Origin of the sequence: Auritidibacter sp. NML100628 (assembly GCF_003185985.1) — a bacterium.
In the GTDB taxonomy this organism is placed as follows: Bacteria; Actinomycetota; Actinomycetes; order Actinomycetales; family Micrococcaceae; genus Auritidibacter; species Auritidibacter ignavus.
In genome coordinates this window covers 124,714-143,524 of the sequence record NZ_QHLP01000005.1, presented here as the reverse complement: position 1 = coordinate 143,524, position 18,811 = coordinate 124,714, and the positions used below count along the sequence as shown (strand labels likewise).

Below are 18,811 nucleotides of genomic sequence, written 5' to 3'. Positions count from 1 at the left end.
CCCAACGTGCCAGGCTTGAGCCCAAGCTCGCCGGCAACCTCGACAATCTGCCGATCCGACTGGACCACCAACTGGACCGCCTCAGCCTTGAACTGCGGACTGAACTTCCGCCTCGATGATGTTGCCATACTCTTGATCCTTCCCCATCAAGAGAAACTGTCCAACATCCTTGATACACCCCACCCTTCACGCCGGAGAGGTATTTGACCTCAAGCTTATGTGGAGAAACTGGAAGACTACTCACTCAGAATAGGCCTGCACACGATTCCCGAAAGCCTCAATCTCCCACACAACTTTCACTCCCACTTTCGTTCCTTTCTGTTACAAGAGCTGCTCCCGGAAGCATCGACGCAGGCAGTTTCTCCAAACTCGATGGTATCGAAGGTTGATGGCTCTCCGCGGGACGCGTAATTGATGTTCGAAGAGCGACGTGTGCTCGAATCCACGACGCTGGCCGAGTGAAGCTTCTCCACATTGCTTCGGTCGGTATATTTCGGCGAGGAGATTCACGAAGCCCGCCCGTAGCAATTCGGTCGGAGGTTGATTGTCCGTTGCGGCGGTGTCGTTGGTGCTTGTAATGCCCTTCCGTCGTTCACGTGTTTGAACCAACGGTAGTGCTTATCGGGTGTCTGGGCGTCAATATTTGCCGCGCCGTAGCCAAGTTGCACGTCAGTACTGTTAACAGTACGGATCTCGATGGAGAACCGAGCAAGACCCGTGGTGTTGGGAGTGCTGCGGTTAAGTTGCGCGCCGGAGAAGCACAGTAGGTCGCCGGGCTCGATGACCGCGGGCAGTTCCACGATCTCGCTAAGCGGCTCTTTGGGCACGGGGATCAGAGGTTCGGTCTGCTTCCGAACGGCGGCTGGACTCCAGCTGGAGCTGCTGTTGGCGACCGGACGGCCCCAGTATCCGGGTGCAAAACTGATTGTCCTTCCTGCTGTGACCGGGAAGATGGGTGTCCACCAATTCGTCTGGGCGTTCAGGTTCGACCCCCAGGTGTCACGGTGCCATCCCGTGCCTCTTGCTGCATGTTCGGCCCCTGAAGGAAGCATCCGCAAGTTGACTTTTTCCCAGTAGGTGTCCTCTAGCACGACGCCGGTCTCGCTCAGTGCCGCGAGTGCGTGCCGACGCACCACATCGTCGTATTCCACCGTCTGGCGAATAGTTCCGAGGATCTTCTCCAGGTCTTCGAGCGTCAGCGAGTCCTGTGCGGTGAGGGGGTCAACGCCCCCGAACCCTTTATAGATCAGGTCAGCGACTCGCTCCCGGAAGGCGCTGAGACTCCGCAGTCGGGGGAACACCAAAAGCGCTCCATTGAAAAGCAACTCACCCCTATCTTTATCGCTGAGCATTTTGTGAACGATCTGAATAGATGGCATTTACTCTCCTTGTGTCATTGTGCCGCCTCGGCCGTCGAATGGCTACGAGACGTTGACGGGAATCTGTCGTGGACAGACGAAGGATCCGACGTTGGAACGTCTCGACTGTGCATGTGGAAAGACTAAGCCGAGCGTGGGGAACCAGCTGAGGTGTTCCCGCGCCTCAACAATGTCGACTTCCCCCGTGGGACGACTTAGTTGAGACAGGCGAGGAGCCGCCACGTGCGGCAACGGTGCCATGCCAAGCCCGGACTGGTTGCGCTGGCCCTTGGATGCGGTCATGGAGCACTCCCAATTTTCGCCTATTGAGTCCTGAATGCGGGCAAGGTTCGCCTGAGCGCTGGAAACACCTGAAACCACACTGCAAGACTGAGGATGGCGGTGCCGGCAAAGGCGGTGCCGAGGCCGGCATGATCGGCGACAAGCCCGGCGATCGGGGAACCAAGCGTTTGTCCGGCCCCGAGGCCGAGGAACGACAGGGTGACCCCCAACGCCGGGGATTCCGGGTAGAGGCGCGCGGCCCACAGAATGCAGATCCCGCTAAGCCCCATATAGGTAGCGCCGAACACTCCCGCTGACAACAGAGCAAGCGGCAGGCCCGGCGCTGACAAGGACAGCAGAGCCATCGCGGCGGCCCAGAGCGTCCATGTTGCAACGTTGACTGGGATGAGGCCGTGTCGGTGTACGAGGCCTCCGACAACACCACCCAGCGGGCCCATTATCCCGATTGTCAGCCAAAACCACCCCGAATACTCTGAGTCGAGGCCGATGCGTTGCACTCGGTCGATGGAGAAGTTCCAGTACGGGGCGCTGGTGAGACCGAGCAGGAAGGAGTTGGCCAGAAGAAGTGATACCCCGGTTCGCCGCAGCGAGATTCCGAGCCTGATTGCGGGCTTTGGCACGGCCGCAGGACGGGGCAGGACCCGCCAAGCAATGGTGGTGACGAGTGCGGCAAGGAGACCGAAGCCGAGCCAGATGTACTGCCAGCCACACAGTAGCGTCGGCGTGAATGCCGAAATGGCCAGTCCCAGGCTGGTGCCGGTGTTCGCCCACGACTGTGCCCTCGGTTCTGCATCAGCACGCACAGTGCGGCCAATAAGTTGGGCGACTCCCGGAGAGATCAAACCTGCACCTGCGCCGGCGGTGAGGAGGCCGACGGCGAACAGAACCACATTAGGCCCCGAGGCGCTCATGAGGCTCAGGCCTACTGTTGCGCATGCCCCGGCCGCCAGTGTGGTGGCGCGGGGGCTGGCTGATGCAACTGGTGGTGCGATCATCAGGCCGACCGTATAGCCGAAGGTTGAGGCAGCACCCAGAATGCCGATGCCGGTCGCATCGAGAGCGAACACCTCCGCGAACTCGGGCACGAAGAGCCCATAGGCGTACCGCGCGAAACCGTAGCAGACAGCGATAACACCAGCGCTGACGACTGCGATTGGCCACCACGACATTCGCTGGTCGTCCACAGTTGGGTCGGGACCTGGTTGCATCTCGGTTCAGATCTTCTTGGATAGTTGGAATGCGATCGACCCGTCGGCGGTGACCTCCTGGGCGAGCACGACCATGTCTCCGGTCCGTTCGCGATGGGCGACGTAGTCATCGTGGTTGAACTTGAGGCAGTAGTTTGTGATCCACGACGTGTCGGCGCCTGCGGAGGTCGTGGTCGTTTCCGCGGTCACCGCGGCCATGGCTTGCCCCCAGTCCTTGCCCAAGTCCACCGGCACTAGGTAGATGCCGTAGCTCGAATTCTCAGCCTCCGCGTACCGGCTGAGCACTGCCTGGGAGAATTGTCGCATTGCCGGAAGTGCGTAGAAGTCGAAGACGGGTTGCCAGCCCGCCCGTGGCAGCAGCTGCATCTCGGAGATGAGGAAGTCCCCGGGAAGCATCATTTGCGACAGTATCGTCGCGATGTTCTGGGGATGGTCGTTGCCTTCCTCGAAGCCGAGCATGGTGAACACCGAGGGTTTCCCCGGCGTATGAACATCGTCCGGGGTGACGTCTTCGAACAGTTGCTCGCGGTAACGAACGCAGTCTCGTGCCAGAACCGCACTGATCTCTCGGATGACTGTGGGTTTGGACGCTGGGTTGATGTCGACAGCCGTGTATCCGCGCACATCGGCATCGATGCTGACGAGGCGAGAAAGGATGTACGTGGTCTTGGCAGGTTCGGGGCCCAGCTCGATGTAATTGAAAAGTCGGTCTCCGACTGTTTCAGTCAGTTTAGAGGTGACTCTTGCAAGCGCTTGACGCAAGGACCCTACTTCGTGCGTGGCAGATCCTAGTGAATCATTGGCGAGTCCGTCTCGGTTGAGTTGCCACATCAATTCAAAGATTTCCGATAGTGCTTCATCACTACCGCTGGCGCTGTCAGCGGCCGAGTACTTGTTTGCATTGTCGAACGTGACAATGTGCTCTCGGTCCGTGCCGCAATGCAAGGCCAGCGCTTCTCTTACGCTCTCTGCCAGATCATATCTGACGGTGCTGTCCACCATGGTGTCCTTCTCCTTGAGTACATGATCGTGCCGCTATTGACATGGCCCGTCGCGGGCGCAATGCCGTCCTCTCGCCGATGCTTCCGGGACCGCGCCGGGCGCTCGCCCCGAATACGCGGTCCATCCGCGTGATGCGCCGGTGCGCCAGTTTGCGTCCGGAAGACCGAAACGTTCGCATGCAGGGAGCAGTCAAGAGTGTCCTCGCGCAATCAGGCACAAGTCCCGTTCGAACAGATCGATTGCCGCGAAGGCCTCCTGCCCGCCTGCGGAGCCGTCTATGTCGGGCGCCACGGCGTCCTTGACCTCGGAGGACAGCACGAACCGTCCTGATCCAATCGTGCTCGCCCCAAGGATCGACAGCAGTGGTTTCACCCCATAGTCAAGGGCGAGGACGTGTGCCTTCGACCCGCCGATCACGAAGGGAAGAACTGGTACGTCTGAGAAGATGCCCATAGGTAGGAGATCGACGAACACCTTGAGAAGCCCGGAATAAGTCGCCTTGAAGACGGGAGTGGCGATGACCACAGCGTCGGCGGCACAGAGACTGTTAACCGCGCGTGCGATGGTTGGTTCATCCTTATCGCCGGCGAGAAGCGGCGCCGGGGGTAGGTCCCGCAGCACCAAGACCTCGACAATATGTCCTCGATTCGAAAATCGTTCAGCGACAATTCGGGCGAACTTGTCGGTCGTTGACGGGTTCGAGGGGCTCCCGGAGACGATTACGATGCGGCTCAATCTTGCTCCTTGCTCGTGGGCGTCTGTGCGCGCGAAGCAGCCGGGCCGGGACCCACGATGGTGACCACGACCGCGATCGCGGCGAGGATGGCAGTTGTCCAAAGCATCGGCACGATACCAATGCTCTCCACGAGCACGCCTCCGAGGAGGGCACCGAGGGCGATGGCGGCCGTGAAGATGCCGACGTAAAGGCCGGTGATGTGTTCGATACGATCTGGGGCCGCCCGAGTCATCCACAGCTGCGCCCCGACCGCGAGGCCACCATAGGCGACGCCCCAGAGCGCGATGGCGACGCCGGTGAGCAGTGCCTGGCTTCCGAACCATGCCAGCAAGATGATCGCGATCGTGACCCCCATGCCGAGTAGGAACACGGTGAGCTTGGGCTGTCGTCCCGCGAGGGCGCCGGCGGCGAAATTGCCGACGAGGCCGAACACGCCATACAGGAGAAGTAGGAGTGCGATTGCGTTCGGCGGGAAGCCACCCTGGACCTCAAGAACCGGCCGGACGTATGTATACGCGGCGAAGTGAGCGGTGACGAGGAACACGACGACGATCAGTCCGCTGACGATCGCCGGGCGAAGCAAGGACGCCGTCTTCCCATGGCCATCGTGGCTCTCTGACGTCTCGGGGCGGCGCAAGCGTGGCATTGCGAACATGAGTGCGGCTGCGAGGAGCAGCGCGAAGCCAGCGAGTGTACCGAAGGCCGCTCGCCATCCGAATGCGTTACCGATGAAGGTCCCCAGGGGGACGCCGAAGACCGAGGCCGACGCAACACCGCTGACGGCGAAAGAGACGGCAAGTGCGATGTTGCGAGGGGCGACGAGTCGGGTGGCGACAGCCGACGCCATCCCCCACACGGTACCCATGCCGAGGCCGAGGATGACTCGCGAGATGAGCAGCAAAGTGAACCCGGTCGAGATCGTGGTGAGGATGTTGCCCATGGCAAGGACAACCATGGCCAGGGCGAGGACCGAGCGGCGGTCGAAGTTGCCCAGGAGGCGAGGTACGACTGGGGCAGTGACCGCTGAGACGAGCCCGGTTATGGTGAGGCTTGTCCCTGCTGTGCCGGCTGAGATCCCCAGGCCGTCTGCCATCGGAGTTAGCACGCCGACCGGCAGCATCTCGGAAGTGACGACGATGAAGGTGCTGAGCGTGAGCACGGCGACCGAGACCCACTGTGTGAGGGTCGTGCGCTGCTCCTGTGTCTGTGCTGTTGACGGGCGAGAATCCATGCTTCCATTCCACCTGCGGCACGTCCGGCGAACAAGGCCGATCCGCTCACGTAACGATGAGCTAGACTCATAGATATGAGTGAGTCGCAGTCGACCTTGAACCCGGCCCATGTGCAGCAGCTTGAGTGCTTGATCGTCTTGTCCGAGGAACTCCACTTCGGGCGCACTGCCGACCGGCTGGGCTACTCGCAATCGCGTGCCTCGCAGCTGATCGGCCAACTGGAGTGTCGGATCGGGGCCCGACTGGTGCAGCGGACCAGCCGGAGGGTGTCACTGACGCGTTTGGGAGAACAGTTTGTCAAGGACGTCAAGCCGCACTACCGAGGATTGATCACGTCGATCACCCGTGCTCGGGAACGAATGATCCGGGGGGCGTTGCAGGAGCTGCGCGTTGGGTTCACCGGCGTGGTCTACGAGGAGATCACACGGGTTTTTCGTGTGCTGACCGAGCGCTTCGGAGTCAGCGTACGCAGTCACGATCTGCCACTCGGCTCACCCTTTTCGAGCTTGAGTGAGCACGAGGTGGACGCCGTGATCGCGGAGTTGCCAGTCCATGATCCGGATCTCGTTGTGGGATTCCGCTTCCCCCCTCAGGATCAGTACCTTGCTGTCAGCAGCGATCACCCGTTCGCTCTCCGCCGGAGTATCGATCTCGAAGATCTTGGAGAGGTGGATCTGCTTCACCGAGAGGGGGATGCTCCGGACTACTGGAAGGCGGCGCGCACGCCTGCGAGCACGCCAGAGGGGCGGCCGATCCTCTCGACGTTCGGGATCAGCTCAGTGCAGCAAGGATTGACGTTGACGGCGTCGGGCGAGTACTCAATGCTGGTGTGCAGGCCTCTAACAGAGCACAATCTGCGGTCTGATGTGAGCTTCGTGCCAGTGCGTGGCCTCGAAGAGTCAAGCCAATTGGCTCTGGTCTGGCGTAAAGATAGCGGTGGCCCGACGCTGCCGGCATTGGCGGGTCTGCTTGCAGAGGCCCTCATGGATGGTGGCGCTGCAGCGATACCGGACACATCCACCGTGGTGACGAGCTGATAACTCCACGGAATCGAGCCGGAGCTGCCATCACCGAGGCACGAGCCAGGACTCCGAATGCCGGCTGATCCTCTCCCAGCTCTGGGTGCACAGTCGGTCCATTTCCGGTTGTGTCGGTGTTTGGAAGCCTCCAGCCGCGAGTGCGCTCTTGAGGAGCGTCCCGGTTTGATGATTGGTGACCTCTCGCGTCCACCGGTGCTCAGCCGTGGCAGTCGTCAGCACCCCAAGGCCGTCTGCCGCTGCGCGAACGATGTCGAGAGCCTCAGTGGTTTCGTCCGCGGTGCGAGAGCCGTCGACTTGTGCTTCGACTGCGAATTGCAGGATGAGCTCGTAGCTGGCTCGTTCCCACTGTGTCAGGCGTTCGACTGGCTCTGTGAGACTGGTGTGGGAGTGCTTATCCCAGATTCGGGCATTGATCCCGAGCATCCAAATTTCTGGGTGAGTCATGGCGTGTGCGACCGCGCAGATGAAGACAGAGGCAAGCCGCTCATGGCTCTTCAGCGTCGGATCGTCGCGGATGTCTGCGACGTAGGAGTGCAGGAGCTCGGCGTTCACTACGGCGATCTCGACGTAGAGCGCTTCTGCGGATTTGAAGTGGTTGTACCACGTGCCTTTGGAGTAGGCACTCTCTGATGCAAGGGCGGTGAGGTTCACTGAGGTCAGCCCGTCAACACGCATGCGTTTGATGGCAGCGAGGAGGAATTCGCGATGGCGAACTCGATAGGTCTTCTGGCGGTGCGCCTGCAGGATGGATGTCGACATGGCATGGTCAGGATACCTCCCCCTCGGTTGGCTCTCAAGGATCGTCGCTGGTGGTGGAGGAGGAACTCATGCGGCCGTCTAGGCTCGATAGGAGTCGGCAAATGCCTTGTTCCGCATGAGGAAGGTCCCGACATAGTCTTCGTGGGGCATGAGTCCCGTGCTGGCGATGGTGGCGGTGTTCGTGTACACGTTGCGCACTGTGCTGTCAGCGATAAGCGCGGAGATCAGTTCTTCGTCGTCGGCGATAGCATTGACGATGAGGGAGTTCCGCAGTGGGCGATGGCCGTCTTGCCGGGTCCAGGGGGCGACGACCACGCAAGGGAATGGCAGCTCAGTGGCCAACGTCTGGTCGTCCGCCGATTCGACAGTGAAGACCGCCGGTCCGAGCACCGCCCCTCCCTCGGGATGTGGAGAGATGGCTTCACAGAGAGGAATGACGGGTGTGGCCCGTTGGGCCATGCGCTCAAGGTGTTGGGCGATGATGGTCGCGGTGGTCTCGGGGACGCGGGGTCCTAGATGGTCGTCGTGGAGGGCGCGTCGACGTGCCCGAGCAGTGAGCTCGTTGGCGAGGTCGGCTGCAAATGCTTGATGGTCGCCTTCGACGTAGACGGCACTGGTGTTGATGCATCCAGTTCCTGACAGCGCGGAGACCGAGTCGGCCACTTGGGCGAGGGCGTGTGCGTTGTTGGATGCGGCCGTAACGAGTGTCTTGGTGCGGCCCGGGCCATGGACTTTGACTGTCGGTGTCGAGTCGTAGCGGGCGACGATGTCGTCACCTCCGTATACGAAGCCCAGGTCGCAGCGGCGCAAGATCTCGGCTCCCGTGTCGTGGTTCCCGGGAAGGTAGACGGCCTCGGTTTCGCTGAATCCGGCAGCTCGCAAGGCAAGGACGGTGCGGTATGCGGTGAACGGTTCCCGTCTGGAAGGTCGCACGGCGACTTGATAGCCGAGGGCGAGGGCCTGGAGCCATCCGTTCTGGATCGTCGGCGAGTTTCCGGCGAGCACCACGCCCAGGGTGGAGCCTCGGCGCGCCCAGACTCCGCTGCCCGCTCCTGCGAGTACGTCTGTCCAGTCGGTGGCGGAGCCTCGGGGGCGGGCCTGATCGGCGCGTTCAGGGGCCTGGGCGATCGCACGTGCGACGGCTGTGGTGGCGGTGCGTGTTACTTCGGGCCCATGCCCGGAGACGGCGCTGACAAGGCGGCAGTGTTCCTCGAAGGTGATGCCGCCGAGGGTGCTGTTGGAGAAGGCGTCGGCGGCCGCGTTGAAGCGGGATTGGTTCGTACCAGCAGGCCTTTGCTCGGCCCGGGCTTGCGCTGCGATGGCTTGGGCGATGAGCAGGGCGGGCGCTTGTGACGTCGTCGCAAGGACTGTTCCGTCGACGCCGAAGATCGGTTGTTGAGCCTGGGTGTCGCGCTTCCCTCGATGGGTGAGGACCGGGAGTACGGGGCTGACGGTTTCCTGGGTCATCAATACACTCCTTGAACGACGTTTTCGCCCTCGAAGGACTGGAGAGGCTGGGGTGCGCCGAGGGCGTCGCCGATGCTGCCTGCGCTGGCGATCCGGATGGCGGAGTCTCGTTCGAGGTTGTTGGGGATGAATGCTCCGCTGCTGATGTGGCTCATACGGACTTGGCCACGTTGCCCAAGGGGAACAGGTTCGAGGGTGTCAGGGTCGACGATGTGGAAGGTGACGAACGGCGGGTACCCGTCGTAGATGCTTCCGCCGCCGGGGAGGGTCTCCTGCCGAAGCCGGGCTGTGGTGAGCACCATGGTGCTACCGTAGATGTTCTGGATGATGACATCAGGGAAGGACTCTTCGATGAGTGTTCGGGTGTCCTCATCGAGGTGTGCGCCGGCGAAGCCGAGGTACCGCAGCGATGGCCGCAGCGCATCGATCAGGTCGTCGTGGAGCATGAGCTCGGTGAAGATCGGGGGCGTCGTCGTCACCGCACCGATCCTCTGTGTGCGAATGATGTGACCGATCTGCTCGATGAGGTGATTGACATACGCGTCCGCGCCGCTGCCGTGCCCGACGAGCTTCTTGACCCAGCGTGGGTCGATGTCAATCGTGTGGAGTACTGATCCGAGCCTGTGGGCCTGCAGCCTGGAGGTATGGCCAAATGCGTGGGGGCCAGAAGGCATGGCCACGAGCCAGTCGGCACCGAGTGGGAATCCTGCCTCGATGAACTCTTGGTGTTTCCATTCCAGAGCTCGCGCGATCCAGGAGTCGGTGTAGAGCAGGCGTTTCGGCGAGCCAGTGGTACCACCGGTCTCGTAGACCGCCGGCGGCGAGCCTTCGGACAGGCCCCGAGGCTTGAGGTCAGCAACGGGGCTGTCCCGCAGGTGCTGCGCGATATCGGGGAATCTGGCGAGATCGCGGTAGTCCTTGATTTCCGTGAGGGGGTCAAAGTCGAGGTCTTCGGCGAGCCGCAGCCACAGAGGTGATCCGGTGTCTTCGGAGAAGTGCCAGCGCAGTGCTTCTTGCAGGAAGGCCTGAGGGTCGGAGCTGAGCTGGTCCTGGCGATCGTGGAAGGTCGAAGTCATGGTGAAGTCCTTTGGTTGCTGCGGCGGGGATCATGGGTGAGGGTCATGCGCTTATGCGAACCAAGAGCTGAGCACGCGCACGGTCTGTTCATGGTTCAGCCTCGGGTCGAGCAAGGTTGTGTATGTGCGGCCGAGGGTGGGCTCGCGGCCGGACTCGGAGCACTCGAAGATGTTGTCGGGACTTGCTTCCAGGTGGATCCCTGCTGGTCGCTGTCGCTGATCGAGGAGGATCTGCTGGAACTGGGTGAGCTCATCGATGATGTGCTCGACGTGGCGTGTCTTGATCCCGGTTGAGGTGGAGACGGTGTTGCCGTGCATGGGGTCACAGACCCAGAGCACGCGCGGCGCACGCTCACGGATGGCCTGGGCGAGGACGGCGAGGTGGACGATGTCCTGGCGGCCCATCCGTGAGATGAAGGTGAGTTTGCCAGGTGCGTCATCGGGGTTGATTCGACGGGCGAGCTCAACGGCGGTATCCGGCGTGACGGTGGCGTCGACCTTGACGCTGACAGGATTGTCCACGGCCGCTGCCAGGGCCACGTGGGCGCCATCGAGTTGGCGTGTGCGTGCGCCGACCCACGGCCAGTGGGTCGTGGACAGATAGGAACTCGTGCCGTTGTAGGTGAGGAAAGCGAGCTCGTAGTCGATGAGGAGCATCTCGTGGCTGGTCCAAATGCGATGTCTTCGTGAGTGCTCCCGGTGGTAGTCGGCGACAGCCGTGTGCCCTGCCTGCGCGGCGGCCCAGGAATGGGCGAGTTTGGATGCCGAAGGCAGGCGGGCGGCAGGCGTTGGGTCCGGATCGTTGACGGCAGGACCGCGATAGCTGGGCAGTGTCTGACCGTTGACGGTCTCGAAGTCGCTGGAACGCGGTTTGGCGTGTTGCCCGGCCAGGCGGCCGACGCGAATCACTGGGCGCGATGGGTGACAGAGGTGACCTGCGGCCTCGTCAATGAAGCGCAGTTTGCGGAGAGTGTCCGCATGGACATCGGAGTCAATGTTCTCGACACAATCGCCGAGCTGGAGGACGAGGCTTTCGTCATCGTGTGCTCTGGCCAGCTGTTGTGAGAGTTCCTGGATCGAGAGTGCGTCGATGAAGCCTTGCTGCGGGAGATTCCTGAGGACATGACGGACTTGTTGGGCGTCGGGCCACGGGGGTTGTTGTGCGGCGGGCATTCTGGCAATCACCTCAGCGGTGAGATGGTCTGCAGTTGAGGTTGGTGCAGTCATGGCGAGGGGTGCTTCTGGGAGTCTGGAGGCAGTGACCGCGGGTTCTCGATGGGAGTGCGAGAGGATGTCCACACGCATCCGTGGCCACCTTCATCCGAGGTGAGTTCGTGGGAGGCATTGAGCCCTTTGTTCGTGATCATCGCCGTGGTGGCAGGCACGCAGTACTCGCAGGGTGCGTCGAGGGTGAGAGTGACTCCTCGCTGCCGGGCCTTTTCGCGGTAGTCCCAAATCGCGCAGTGTCGAATGTTGAGTTCGGCCCGCTCTTCGTCATGTTCGATCCAGGTTGTGTCGGAGTCGTACAGCGCTGCTTGATCATTGAGACGCTCAAGGGGTACGAACGCGGAGTGTTTCGGGCTGGCGTCGACGCTCGCGTAGACCGCACTGTTCGATGCCGCCCACCGGGAAAGCTCGGCGTAGCCGAAGGTGTTGACGACGAAGGCTTCCATCAGCGCTTGTGCGTGGAAGAACGCCGCCTTCCACGCGGCCTCCTCGCTGTCGTCGTCGGGCAGTCCGTCGAAGATCGCCTGCTTGACCGTAAGGAGTTCTTCCAAGTGGGCTCCGGCACGCTCGTCGACAACGAATCGAGTCAGGCCGGCCTCGCCCTCGAACAACCTGCGGCGCCAGAGATGAGTGCGGTCTTCCGCCGGTGCGTTCCTGCTCTGGCCGCAGTCGGGTGTGCTTTGTATAGTTGGCTGTGACATGAGGTTCCTTTCGTCAGTGGGTTTGCGGAAAATCGGCGCGAATTAGTCGTCAGTGGCTGCCCGGATCGCGGGGAGGATCTGCTCGCAGAGTGAGTCAAAGTCGTTGCCGAGGATGAACTGGAATCCGTCAACTCCGTCTTCCCGGTACCATTTGACGATCTCGTTGGCAATCTGTTCTGCGGTGCCGATCATCCGGGCGTGCTCTCCGAGGGAGAACGCGTCGGCGGCGAATTCCCCGAGAGTCTGACCAGGACGCTGGGCTAGGTCCCAGAGCGGAAGGTATCGAGTGCCGTGCTCGGCGAGGACTGAGGAGGGGTCGGCAGGAAGGATGGTCGGCGAAACGGGATCGCTGCTGCTGAGCCCGTCGAGGTGCAGGCCTGGATAGGTCGCTTGCAGTTGGCTGATGCCATTGCTGCTTCTGGCGAAGAGTTCGATCCGCTGACGGTCTGCCGCGACGATAGCGTCTGCCTCTGCTGCCGATCCGGTGACGTTGACGAACATTCCAGGCAGTAGCAGCAGGTCGTCGGCGGAGCGTCCTGCGTTCTCGGCTTCGGTCCGCATGATGGCGCGCAGTTGCTGGGCTGCTCCTAGTGTCGGGGTGCCGGCGAAGATTGCGTCGGCGGTGCGGGCTGCCAGGCGGACTCCGGCCAGCGATGATGTGGCTTCGAGGGTGAAGGGAAAGTCCCGAGACATCGGTGGCATGTCGATCGGGCCGGGCTGGTCGTAGAACTCGCCGTGGTGGTCGAGATCAGTGATCAGTTCGGATCGAATGAATCCGCGAGCAGAGGCCTCGTTGGCCTCGGGAGGCCAACTGGTCCAGAGTCTGCGGGCGACGTTGACGAACTCTTCGGTCTGTTCGTGGCGCCGTTCGCGGGGCACGCTGTGTGAGAGCCCCAGGCCGGTACCGGATCGGAAGGAGGAGACGATGTTGATCCAGGCTCGACCCTGTGAGATCCGGTCCAGACTGGCGAGGCTACGTGCGAAGTCGAATGGATGCGCGTGCATGGTCGAGATCGTTGGCATGACCGCGATCCGTTCAGTAGACGCTGCGACGAGAGCAGACATCTGGAACGACTCGAACACTCGCAATGGCGGTCCTGAACGGAGTGCTGCTCGGTTGACTCCGGAGAAGTCGGCCTCGAAGACGGCGTCGATGTCGGCAGCCTCGGCCTTTCGCGCTTGGCGAATGAAGGTGCCGACGTCAAATGGGGAGTCTTGACCGCCTGAAGTGCGCCAGTCGCGACTGGTCGTGAGGAACTGGGCATTGAGGAGGAAGAGAGGCTTCCGCTTCATTGCGTGCGGCTCGTGCCGTTGATGGGTTGGTAGATGTATCACGGGGGTAGAAGTCCTTTCCAGCGAGTACGACGGACGTGTCGACGGTGGAGGCTCACAGTCGCGCCCAGGCGTCGGAGAGTGCCGTACGTAGGACCTGCTCGATGAACGCGAACTCCGTCGGGCCTGCCGTGGTCGGCGGGGCAAGAAGCACGGCCGGGTCGCCGCGGTCGTCGAGCCGGGCGTGTAGACCGCTGTTCCGTAGCGCGGGGGCGAGGTGGGCGAACAGCCGTTGCCTGTCTTCGGGAGTGAACGGCGCGCGGGTAGCTTTGTCCTTGACGAGTACGACTCCCCAGAAGTAGCCGGCTCCCCGGACGTCGCCGACGATCGGCAAGTCGGTGAGTTTGGCCAGTTGGTCTCGGAAGGCGTGTTCGTTGTCCCGGACATGCTCGTTGAGCTTTTCGCGTTCGAACACCCTGAGGGTTTCGAGGCCGACGGCTGCGGCGACGGGGTGGCCTCCGAACGTGAGCCCATGCGTGAAGGTGTTCTGTGCCTGGGTGAAGGGTTCGAAGATACGGTCACTGGCGATGACGGCGCCGGCCGGAATGTATCCGGCCGTAATGCCTTTGGCTCCGGTGATGATGTCGGGCGTGATGCCGTAGCGATTGATCGCGAAGAAGTCTCCGATTCGACCCATAGCGGTGATGACTTCGTCGGCGACGAGCATGACACCGTACTTGTCGGCGATCTCGCGGACTCGCTTGAAGTAGCCAGCCGGCGGAGGGATGGCGGCGCCGGAGTTCTGCACAGGTTCGAGAAAGACTGCAGCGATCGTCTCGGGCCCTTCGAACTCGATGGCTTCGGCGATGCGGTCGGCCGCCCAGATGCCGAAGGCCTCGTCGTCGCCGCGAAGGTGTTCAGGTGCGCGGTAGGCATCGGTGTTCGGAACTTTGCGGGCTCCGGGAACAAGTGGCTCGAAGGGGGCACGCAGCGGCGGTAGCGAGGTGATCGAGAGCGCGCCGTGAGTGGTGCCGTGATATGAGAGCGCCCGGCTGATGACCTTGTGCCGTGTGGGCTGGCCGATCGCCTTGAAGTACTGCTTGATGAGTTTCCAGGCGGTCTCCACGCTTTCGCTTCCGCTATTGGTGAAGAACACCCGGTTGAGATCCCCTGGGGCCTTGTCGGCCAGTGCCTCGGCGAGTTCCGCGGCGCGCGGGTGTGTGGACCCCCAGATAGGGAAGTAGTCGAGCTCGCGGATCTGCTGTGCCGCGGCCTCGGCGAGTTCGGGGCGGCCGTGGCCGAGATTGGTGGCGAAGAGACCAGAGAGGCCGTCAAGATAGCGGCGGCCCTGGTCGTCCCAGAAGTAGTTGCCCTCAGCGCGGGTGATGACGGGAACGTCACCGCCCGCGGAGAGGTTCGAATGGTTCGTGTAGTGCAGCCAGAGGTGGTCGCGTGTCTGTTCGAGCGTGCGATTGTCGTTCACTGTGGTGCTCCTTCACTGAGAGATCGTCAGGCGTGGATTGCCGGCCTAGTGGCTCGGGAGGTTGGGTTCGTATTGGCGAAACCACGAGGTGAAGTTGAGGATGACTTCGCTCTCGAAGTTGCTGACGAGCCCTTGATGTCGCGCTGATGTGGTGGCGTTGTCAGGGTGCAGGACCTCGGGTCGGAAGATCTCCGCGAGCTGTGCCGGAGGCTCAGCGAGCGCATTTTCCAGATCTGCTTCGAGGATCCTGGAATACTCGGGGTCCGGCGTCGTCGGATACGGGGACTTGGTCCGTTCTCGGACGCTTTCGGGCAGCCGTTCTCCGATCGCGTCGCGGAGGACCCCCTTCTCTCGTCCTCCCGAATTGTGGATGTTGCGTGGCAGTGTCGCGACGAGTTCGACGATGCGGGGATCGCAGAATGGCACTCTGACCTCAAGGCCGCTGGCCATGCTGAGTCGGTCGTTGCGGTCGAGGAGCATCGGCAGGAAGTACGTGATCGCCAGGTAGGAGATCTCGCGGTGCCGACGATCGGCCTCTGAAAGGTCCGGGTCAAGTTCGAGGCGGTTCAGAGCGGTGGAGTACTCGTCATGCAGACGGGTATTGAGTTCGAGCTTGGAGACGAGGTCGGGGCGCAGGGTGGCGAGTACACGCTGGTGGAGATGTCCGTGGGCAGGAGTGTCGGCCATCCATGGGAAAGTGTCTGACCAGACTGCGTCAGGTTCGTTGAACCATCGGTAACCGCCGAGGATCTCGTCGGCACCCTCGCCTGACAGGGCGACAGTGGCATGGCGGCGCACTTCGCGGCAGAGCAGCAGGAGGCTGGTCTCGAGGTCCCCGAAGCCATTGGGAAGGTCTCGCGCGCGGAGCGCGGCGTCGCGCACCGAGCTCTCGGCAAGACGAGTGCTGTCCAGGACGATGTTGTGGTGGCGCGAGCCGATGTAAGCGGCGGCCTCGTGCGCATACCTCCGATCTTGAGCCGAACGGGAGTCGAGGGAGCCGCTTACATCAGAGAAGTCGACGGAGAACGACGAGACAGGCTCAGTGTTTCGGAGGCTGTTCGCGATGGCGGTGACCGCCGAGGAATCGAGCCCTCCAGAAAGAAATGTGCACAATGGCACGTCAGCGATCGTCTGCCGCGTCACCGTGTCCTGGAGAAGGGCGGATAGTGCGGACGCAGCCTCTTCGGGGTTCTCGGTGGTGTTCGGACGGCCGAGAATCTCGGCGAGGTTCCAGTACTGTGTGTGACGGACTCCGCGCGGCGAGAATTCGAGGATGTGTCCGGGCAAGACTTCCTGAATATCTCGGTAGGGATTCTCACCGGGGAATTTCAGGAGCGGCAGAAGCAGCTGACGCATTCCCGCGTCGTCGATGTCTGAGGAGATCGTCGGGTGCGCAAGCAGAGACTTGATCTCAGAGCCGAATACCAGAGCTTCGCCTGCGGCGTGGTAGTGCAGGGGCTTGACGCCGAGCGGGTCGCGAACGAGCCATGCCGTCTTCGATTCCGTGTCCCAGATGGAGAATGCGAAGATGCCGTTGAGCCGGTCCACAGCGCTGGGTCCCCATTCTGCTCAGGCATTGAGGAGGACCTCGGTGTCGCTCATAGTGTGGAACCGACGCCCGCAGGCCATCAACTGGTTTCGCAGCTCCCGGTGGTTGTAGATCTCTCCGTTGTAGCTGAGGATCAAGCGGGGTTCGGCCGGGTTCTCAGCAGGGAACACCATCGGCTGGCTGCCCTTCTCGATGTCGATCACGGACAGTCTCGTGTGGCCGAATATGGCGATGCGAGACGCCCAGTACCCGGCATCGTCAGGTCCGCGATGGCGCAGTGTTTCGTTCATTCGGCGAAGGGAAGTCTCCGCGCCGGAGGGCAGGCCGCGCTGGTCGATCCAACCTGTGATCCCACACATCACGGGCCTCCCGTGCGGCTTGGGGACGGGAAGGGCGCGTCACATCCTGGAGTGCAGCGACGGGCCACTCGGGCAAGGAGTCTGTTCGGCGGCATCTGTGAAAATCGGTTCATGACACGATTTTGGCCGAACTCTGACGATCCGTCAAAGTCATTCAGGATTCTCCCAGTAACATCCCGTCATAAGGCCTGATCGGCAACCCGCCGCCCCCTCGGCGCACGCAACGCCAGCACCCGTCCTCGCCGAAGTTCCGGGCTAGAGTCGTTCAGGGCAAGGGTTAGCTGCGTTGCACAGGGCTGCTTCGACGCGTAGACGGTCGTTCTCGATCGACAATCAGACTGCATGATCTCCGACCCCGCTGGTCCGCCGCGACGACCCGCGCGCCGTCTTAGTCACGTCATCGAGTCCGGTCCACCACCGGGCACTTGCTGGATGACTGGCTCCTATTTCTGATCGTTCAGGCGCTTGTGATCTTCCGTATGCTCCAGGCGTCGGCGACCGCCGTGGTTCCGATGCGGGCACGGTTCCTCCAGCCAATCTGGGAACCCCGGGCTCGGCGTCACGATGCCGTTATGGTTCCGCGCGATGATTCTGTTCCCTCGCCTCCACGCCAGGTGCGGAGGCGAGGGAACCTAGCGAGCCGTACATGCTTGGGCGAGGGCGGCTCCATCGGCAAGGGAGCCCTGGCAAAGCCGCCCCGACCTCCCGCAGGCCGGTGAGAGCGATGGTTATCGACACCGGACCCAGCTCGATGCGCAGGCGCGCTTGGCCTGTCAGGGGATCTTAAGGATGTGCCAGACGTGCATTGGGGTCAGGACTAGGGCTTCAGATCACAAGTGGCACGTAGATGGCACGACTGGCTTATGGGCTTGAAGAAGCCCCGGGATTCCCGTCTCTCATCAGGGAGGAAAAGAACGGGGCTTTCTGGCGCGTACACACGAGTCAAGGTAGCTTTAGTTGCTCGCGGACGCAGGTGCGCGTGCGGTCAACGGCCGCCCACCCGACGGCTTGGAGCAGTGAACGGCATCATTTTTTTGCGTGCGGCCACAGATGCGCTCAACACTGGCTTCGCCGTGCGCATGGACAAGGCTCGCACCTCAAGGCGCCATGCGGACCGGTTCGTAAAGCGCAATTCCTGGGACAGGGCCGAGAGGCTGTCGGCTTTCTGTCAGGGAGCGGCATCACTCTACACTTCACACCGATGCGCCGACGCTTCCGGAACGGCCGCGATAACCGAGGCACTGGAGCTTCAGATGTGGGGGGTCAGACGAGTTCGACTTTGATCCTCCCGCCCGCCTTCGGGAACAAGAACGCGACGAACACCGCGATCGGCACATAGAAGGTCTGCACAATCACTTCCGTCGCCGCGATGGCGACATGGAAACCCCAGAACCGCTCTCCGCCTTTCCGTCCGCTCGAGAGCCACCACAGCAGCACCCAGGTGAGCGTGAGAATCAAGAACGGCCAGAACGAGAATCCGCCAACGACCTGCCCGACGAGCAGCGCCACGTACAGAGTCGCGGCCGCCGGACCGCTAGGCAACGTCATTCGCGAATGAGGAGAACAGATCAGGACTGCAACGGCAACGACAGCGGCCCCCTCGGCGATCGGGCTAAGCAGCTCTCGACGGTCTGTCATCCAGGTCGCAGCCTCGGCGACTCCCGTCATGAAACTGTCAGGCAAGCCCAGGTATGCACCGCCTGCGGCCGCTGTTTCGCGTCCGTTCTGGTCCAGAGCGACCCCGCACCAGAACAGTACTGCGGCCATTCCTCCAATCCATACCCAAAGGGTGAAAACGAACTGACGTTCACCCAGGAGCTCTTTCAGCCGACCCATTTCTCTACCCTCGTTCTCGCAGTCGGTACTGGCATCGTCGACCTTATGCTGCTTCCTCTCAGAGATACTGTCTACAAGACCTGAGCAGCGGCGCAACCCGTTCGTTGTCACACCCTCGAGGCAGCCTCCGAGCTGCTTGCAGTTGTGCTCCAGAGCTCCTATCGCGCTGTTACAGAATCATCACGAGCATCAAGTCTCCGCCC

At 62.1% G+C, this 18,811-nt stretch carries 16 protein-coding genes and 1 pseudogene; 1 reads left to right on the top strand and 16 read right to left on the bottom strand.

The window, feature by feature from the left end:
* The 7 genes from DCC24_RS12615 to DCC24_RS05685 all read right to left on the bottom strand — a co-directional run.
* Window positions 1-128: transposase (locus DCC24_RS12615; RefSeq protein ID WP_146206290.1), on the bottom strand; the 128-nt coding region annotated here is incomplete at its 3' end.
* A gap of 378 nt (window positions 129-506) precedes the next feature.
* A complete protein-coding gene (locus DCC24_RS05705) occupies window positions 507-1,379 on the bottom strand; it encodes a hypothetical protein (RefSeq protein WP_110098952.1) in 873 nt (290 codons plus the stop codon).
* A 42-nt stretch (window positions 1,380-1,421) separates the two neighbouring features.
* A complete protein-coding gene (locus tag DCC24_RS11965) occupies window positions 1,422-1,661 on the bottom strand; it encodes a hypothetical protein (protein ID WP_146206289.1) in 240 nt (79 codons plus the stop codon).
* 20 nt (window positions 1,662-1,681) lie between these two features.
* The gene (locus tag DCC24_RS05700) at window positions 1,682-2,830 is read right to left on the bottom strand and encodes an MFS transporter (protein ID WP_110098965.1); all 1,149 of its coding nucleotides are present in this window, start codon (window positions 2,828-2,830) and stop codon (window positions 1,682-1,684) included.
* 45 nt (window positions 2,831-2,875) lie between these two features.
* The gene (locus DCC24_RS05695; RefSeq protein ID WP_110098951.1) at window positions 2,876-3,871 is read right to left on the bottom strand and encodes a hypothetical protein; all 996 of its coding nucleotides are present in this window, start codon (window positions 3,869-3,871) and stop codon (window positions 2,876-2,878) included.
* A 189-nt stretch (window positions 3,872-4,060) separates the two neighbouring features.
* Window positions 4,061-4,606 carry an NAD(P)H-dependent oxidoreductase gene (locus DCC24_RS05690; RefSeq protein ID WP_158524607.1) on the bottom strand — a complete coding sequence of 182 codons (546 nt, stop codon included), beginning with the start codon at window positions 4,604-4,606 and terminating at the stop codon, window positions 4,061-4,063.
* On the bottom strand, window positions 4,603-5,838 hold the full coding sequence (locus DCC24_RS05685; protein WP_110098949.1) for an MFS transporter: 1,236 nt from the start codon (window positions 5,836-5,838) through the stop codon (window positions 4,603-4,605). Before DCC24_RS05685 ends, DCC24_RS05690 begins: the two co-directional genes overlap by 4 nt.
* Before the next feature lie 75 nt (window positions 5,839-5,913).
* Here DCC24_RS05685 and DCC24_RS05680 point away from each other — a divergent pair, with 75 nt between their 5' ends.
* Window positions 5,914-6,876: a LysR family transcriptional regulator gene (locus DCC24_RS05680; protein WP_110098948.1), complete on the top strand. Its 963-nt coding sequence runs from the start codon at window positions 5,914-5,916 to the stop codon at window positions 6,874-6,876.
* A 30-nt stretch (window positions 6,877-6,906) separates the two neighbouring features.
* Here the strand turns inward: DCC24_RS05680 and DCC24_RS05675 are convergent, their stop codons facing one another.
* The 9 genes and pseudogenes from DCC24_RS05675 to DCC24_RS05630 form a co-directional block, all read right to left on the bottom strand.
* Window positions 6,907-7,638: a TetR/AcrR family transcriptional regulator gene (locus tag DCC24_RS05675; RefSeq protein WP_110098947.1), complete on the bottom strand. Its 732-nt coding sequence runs from the start codon at window positions 7,636-7,638 to the stop codon at window positions 6,907-6,909.
* A 78-nt stretch (window positions 7,639-7,716) separates the two neighbouring features.
* Window positions 7,717-9,105: an aldehyde dehydrogenase family protein gene (locus DCC24_RS05670; protein ID WP_110098946.1), complete on the bottom strand. Its 1,389-nt coding sequence runs from the start codon at window positions 9,103-9,105 to the stop codon at window positions 7,717-7,719.
* Window positions 9,105-10,181 carry an AMP-binding protein gene (locus DCC24_RS05665; protein ID WP_110098945.1) on the bottom strand — a complete coding sequence of 359 codons (1,077 nt, stop codon included), beginning with the start codon at window positions 10,179-10,181 and terminating at the stop codon, window positions 9,105-9,107. The genes DCC24_RS05670 and DCC24_RS05665 overlap by 1 nt, the downstream gene beginning before the upstream one ends.
* 51 nt (window positions 10,182-10,232) lie before the next feature.
* Window positions 10,233-11,408, bottom strand: a complete 1,176-nt coding sequence (locus tag DCC24_RS05660; RefSeq protein WP_158524606.1) for a 3-deoxy-7-phosphoheptulonate synthase — start codon at window positions 11,406-11,408, stop codon at window positions 10,233-10,235.
* Complete coding sequence (locus DCC24_RS05655) at window positions 11,405-12,109, bottom strand: hypothetical protein (RefSeq protein WP_146206288.1); 705 nt, start codon at window positions 12,107-12,109, stop codon at window positions 11,405-11,407. Before DCC24_RS05655 ends, DCC24_RS05660 begins: the two co-directional genes overlap by 4 nt.
* A 42-nt stretch (window positions 12,110-12,151) precedes the next feature.
* Complete coding sequence (locus tag DCC24_RS05650; RefSeq protein ID WP_110098942.1) at window positions 12,152-13,402, bottom strand: LLM class flavin-dependent oxidoreductase; 1,251 nt, start codon at window positions 13,400-13,402, stop codon at window positions 12,152-12,154.
* A 94-nt stretch (window positions 13,403-13,496) separates the two neighbouring features.
* The gene (locus DCC24_RS05645) at window positions 13,497-14,864 is read right to left on the bottom strand and encodes an aspartate aminotransferase family protein (RefSeq protein ID WP_110098941.1); all 1,368 of its coding nucleotides are present in this window, start codon (window positions 14,862-14,864) and stop codon (window positions 13,497-13,499) included.
* 45 nt (window positions 14,865-14,909) lie between these two features.
* A pseudogene (gene asnB, locus DCC24_RS05640) lies at window positions 14,910-16,703 on the bottom strand (asparagine synthase (glutamine-hydrolyzing)).
* Window positions 16,704-18,035: 1,332 nt separating this feature from the next.
* Window positions 18,036-18,539 carry a hypothetical protein gene (locus DCC24_RS05630; RefSeq protein WP_146206287.1) on the bottom strand — a complete coding sequence of 168 codons (504 nt, stop codon included), beginning with the start codon at window positions 18,537-18,539 and terminating at the stop codon, window positions 18,036-18,038.
* Window positions 18,540-18,811 lie beyond the last annotated feature (272 nt).

What these genes read in the sequence shown, in the direction of transcription:
- DCC24_RS05705 (WP_110098952.1), bottom strand. Translation starts at nt 1,379, where the DNA reads ATGCCATCTATTCAGATCGTTCACAAAATGCTCAGCGATAAAGATAGG.
- DCC24_RS11965 (WP_146206289.1), bottom strand. Translation starts at nt 1,661, where the DNA reads ATGACCGCATCCAAGGGCCAGCGCAACCAGTCCGGGCTTGGCATGGCA.
- DCC24_RS05700 (WP_110098965.1), bottom strand. Translation starts at nt 2,830, where the DNA reads ATGTCGTGGTGGCCAATCGCAGTCGTCAGCGCTGGTGTTATCGCTGTC.
- DCC24_RS05695 (WP_110098951.1), bottom strand. Translation starts at nt 3,871, where the DNA reads ATGGTGGACAGCACCGTCAGATATGATCTGGCAGAGAGCGTAAGAGAA.
- DCC24_RS05685 (WP_110098949.1), bottom strand. Translation starts at nt 5,838, where the DNA reads ATGGATTCTCGCCCGTCAACAGCACAGACACAGGAGCAGCGCACGACC.
- DCC24_RS05680 (WP_110098948.1), top strand. Translation starts at nt 5,914, where the DNA reads ATGAGTGAGTCGCAGTCGACCTTGAACCCGGCCCATGTGCAGCAGCTT.
- DCC24_RS05675 (WP_110098947.1), bottom strand. Translation starts at nt 7,638, where the DNA reads ATGTCGACATCCATCCTGCAGGCGCACCGCCAGAAGACCTATCGAGTT.
- DCC24_RS05670 (WP_110098946.1), bottom strand. Translation starts at nt 9,105, where the DNA reads ATGACCCAGGAAACCGTCAGCCCCGTACTCCCGGTCCTCACCCATCGA.
- DCC24_RS05665 (WP_110098945.1), bottom strand. Translation starts at nt 10,181, where the DNA reads ATGACTTCGACCTTCCACGATCGCCAGGACCAGCTCAGCTCCGACCCT.
- DCC24_RS05660 (WP_158524606.1), bottom strand. Translation starts at nt 11,408, where the DNA reads ATGACTGCACCAACCTCAACTGCAGACCATCTCACCGCTGAGGTGATT.
- DCC24_RS05655 (WP_146206288.1), bottom strand. Translation starts at nt 12,109, where the DNA reads ATGTCACAGCCAACTATACAAAGCACACCCGACTGCGGCCAGAGCAGG.
- DCC24_RS05650 (WP_110098942.1), bottom strand. Translation starts at nt 13,402, where the DNA reads ATGAAGCGGAAGCCTCTCTTCCTCCTCAATGCCCAGTTCCTCACGACC.
- DCC24_RS05630 (WP_146206287.1), bottom strand. Translation starts at nt 18,539, where the DNA reads ATGGCCGCAGTACTGTTCTGGTGCGGGGTCGCTCTGGACCAGAACGGA.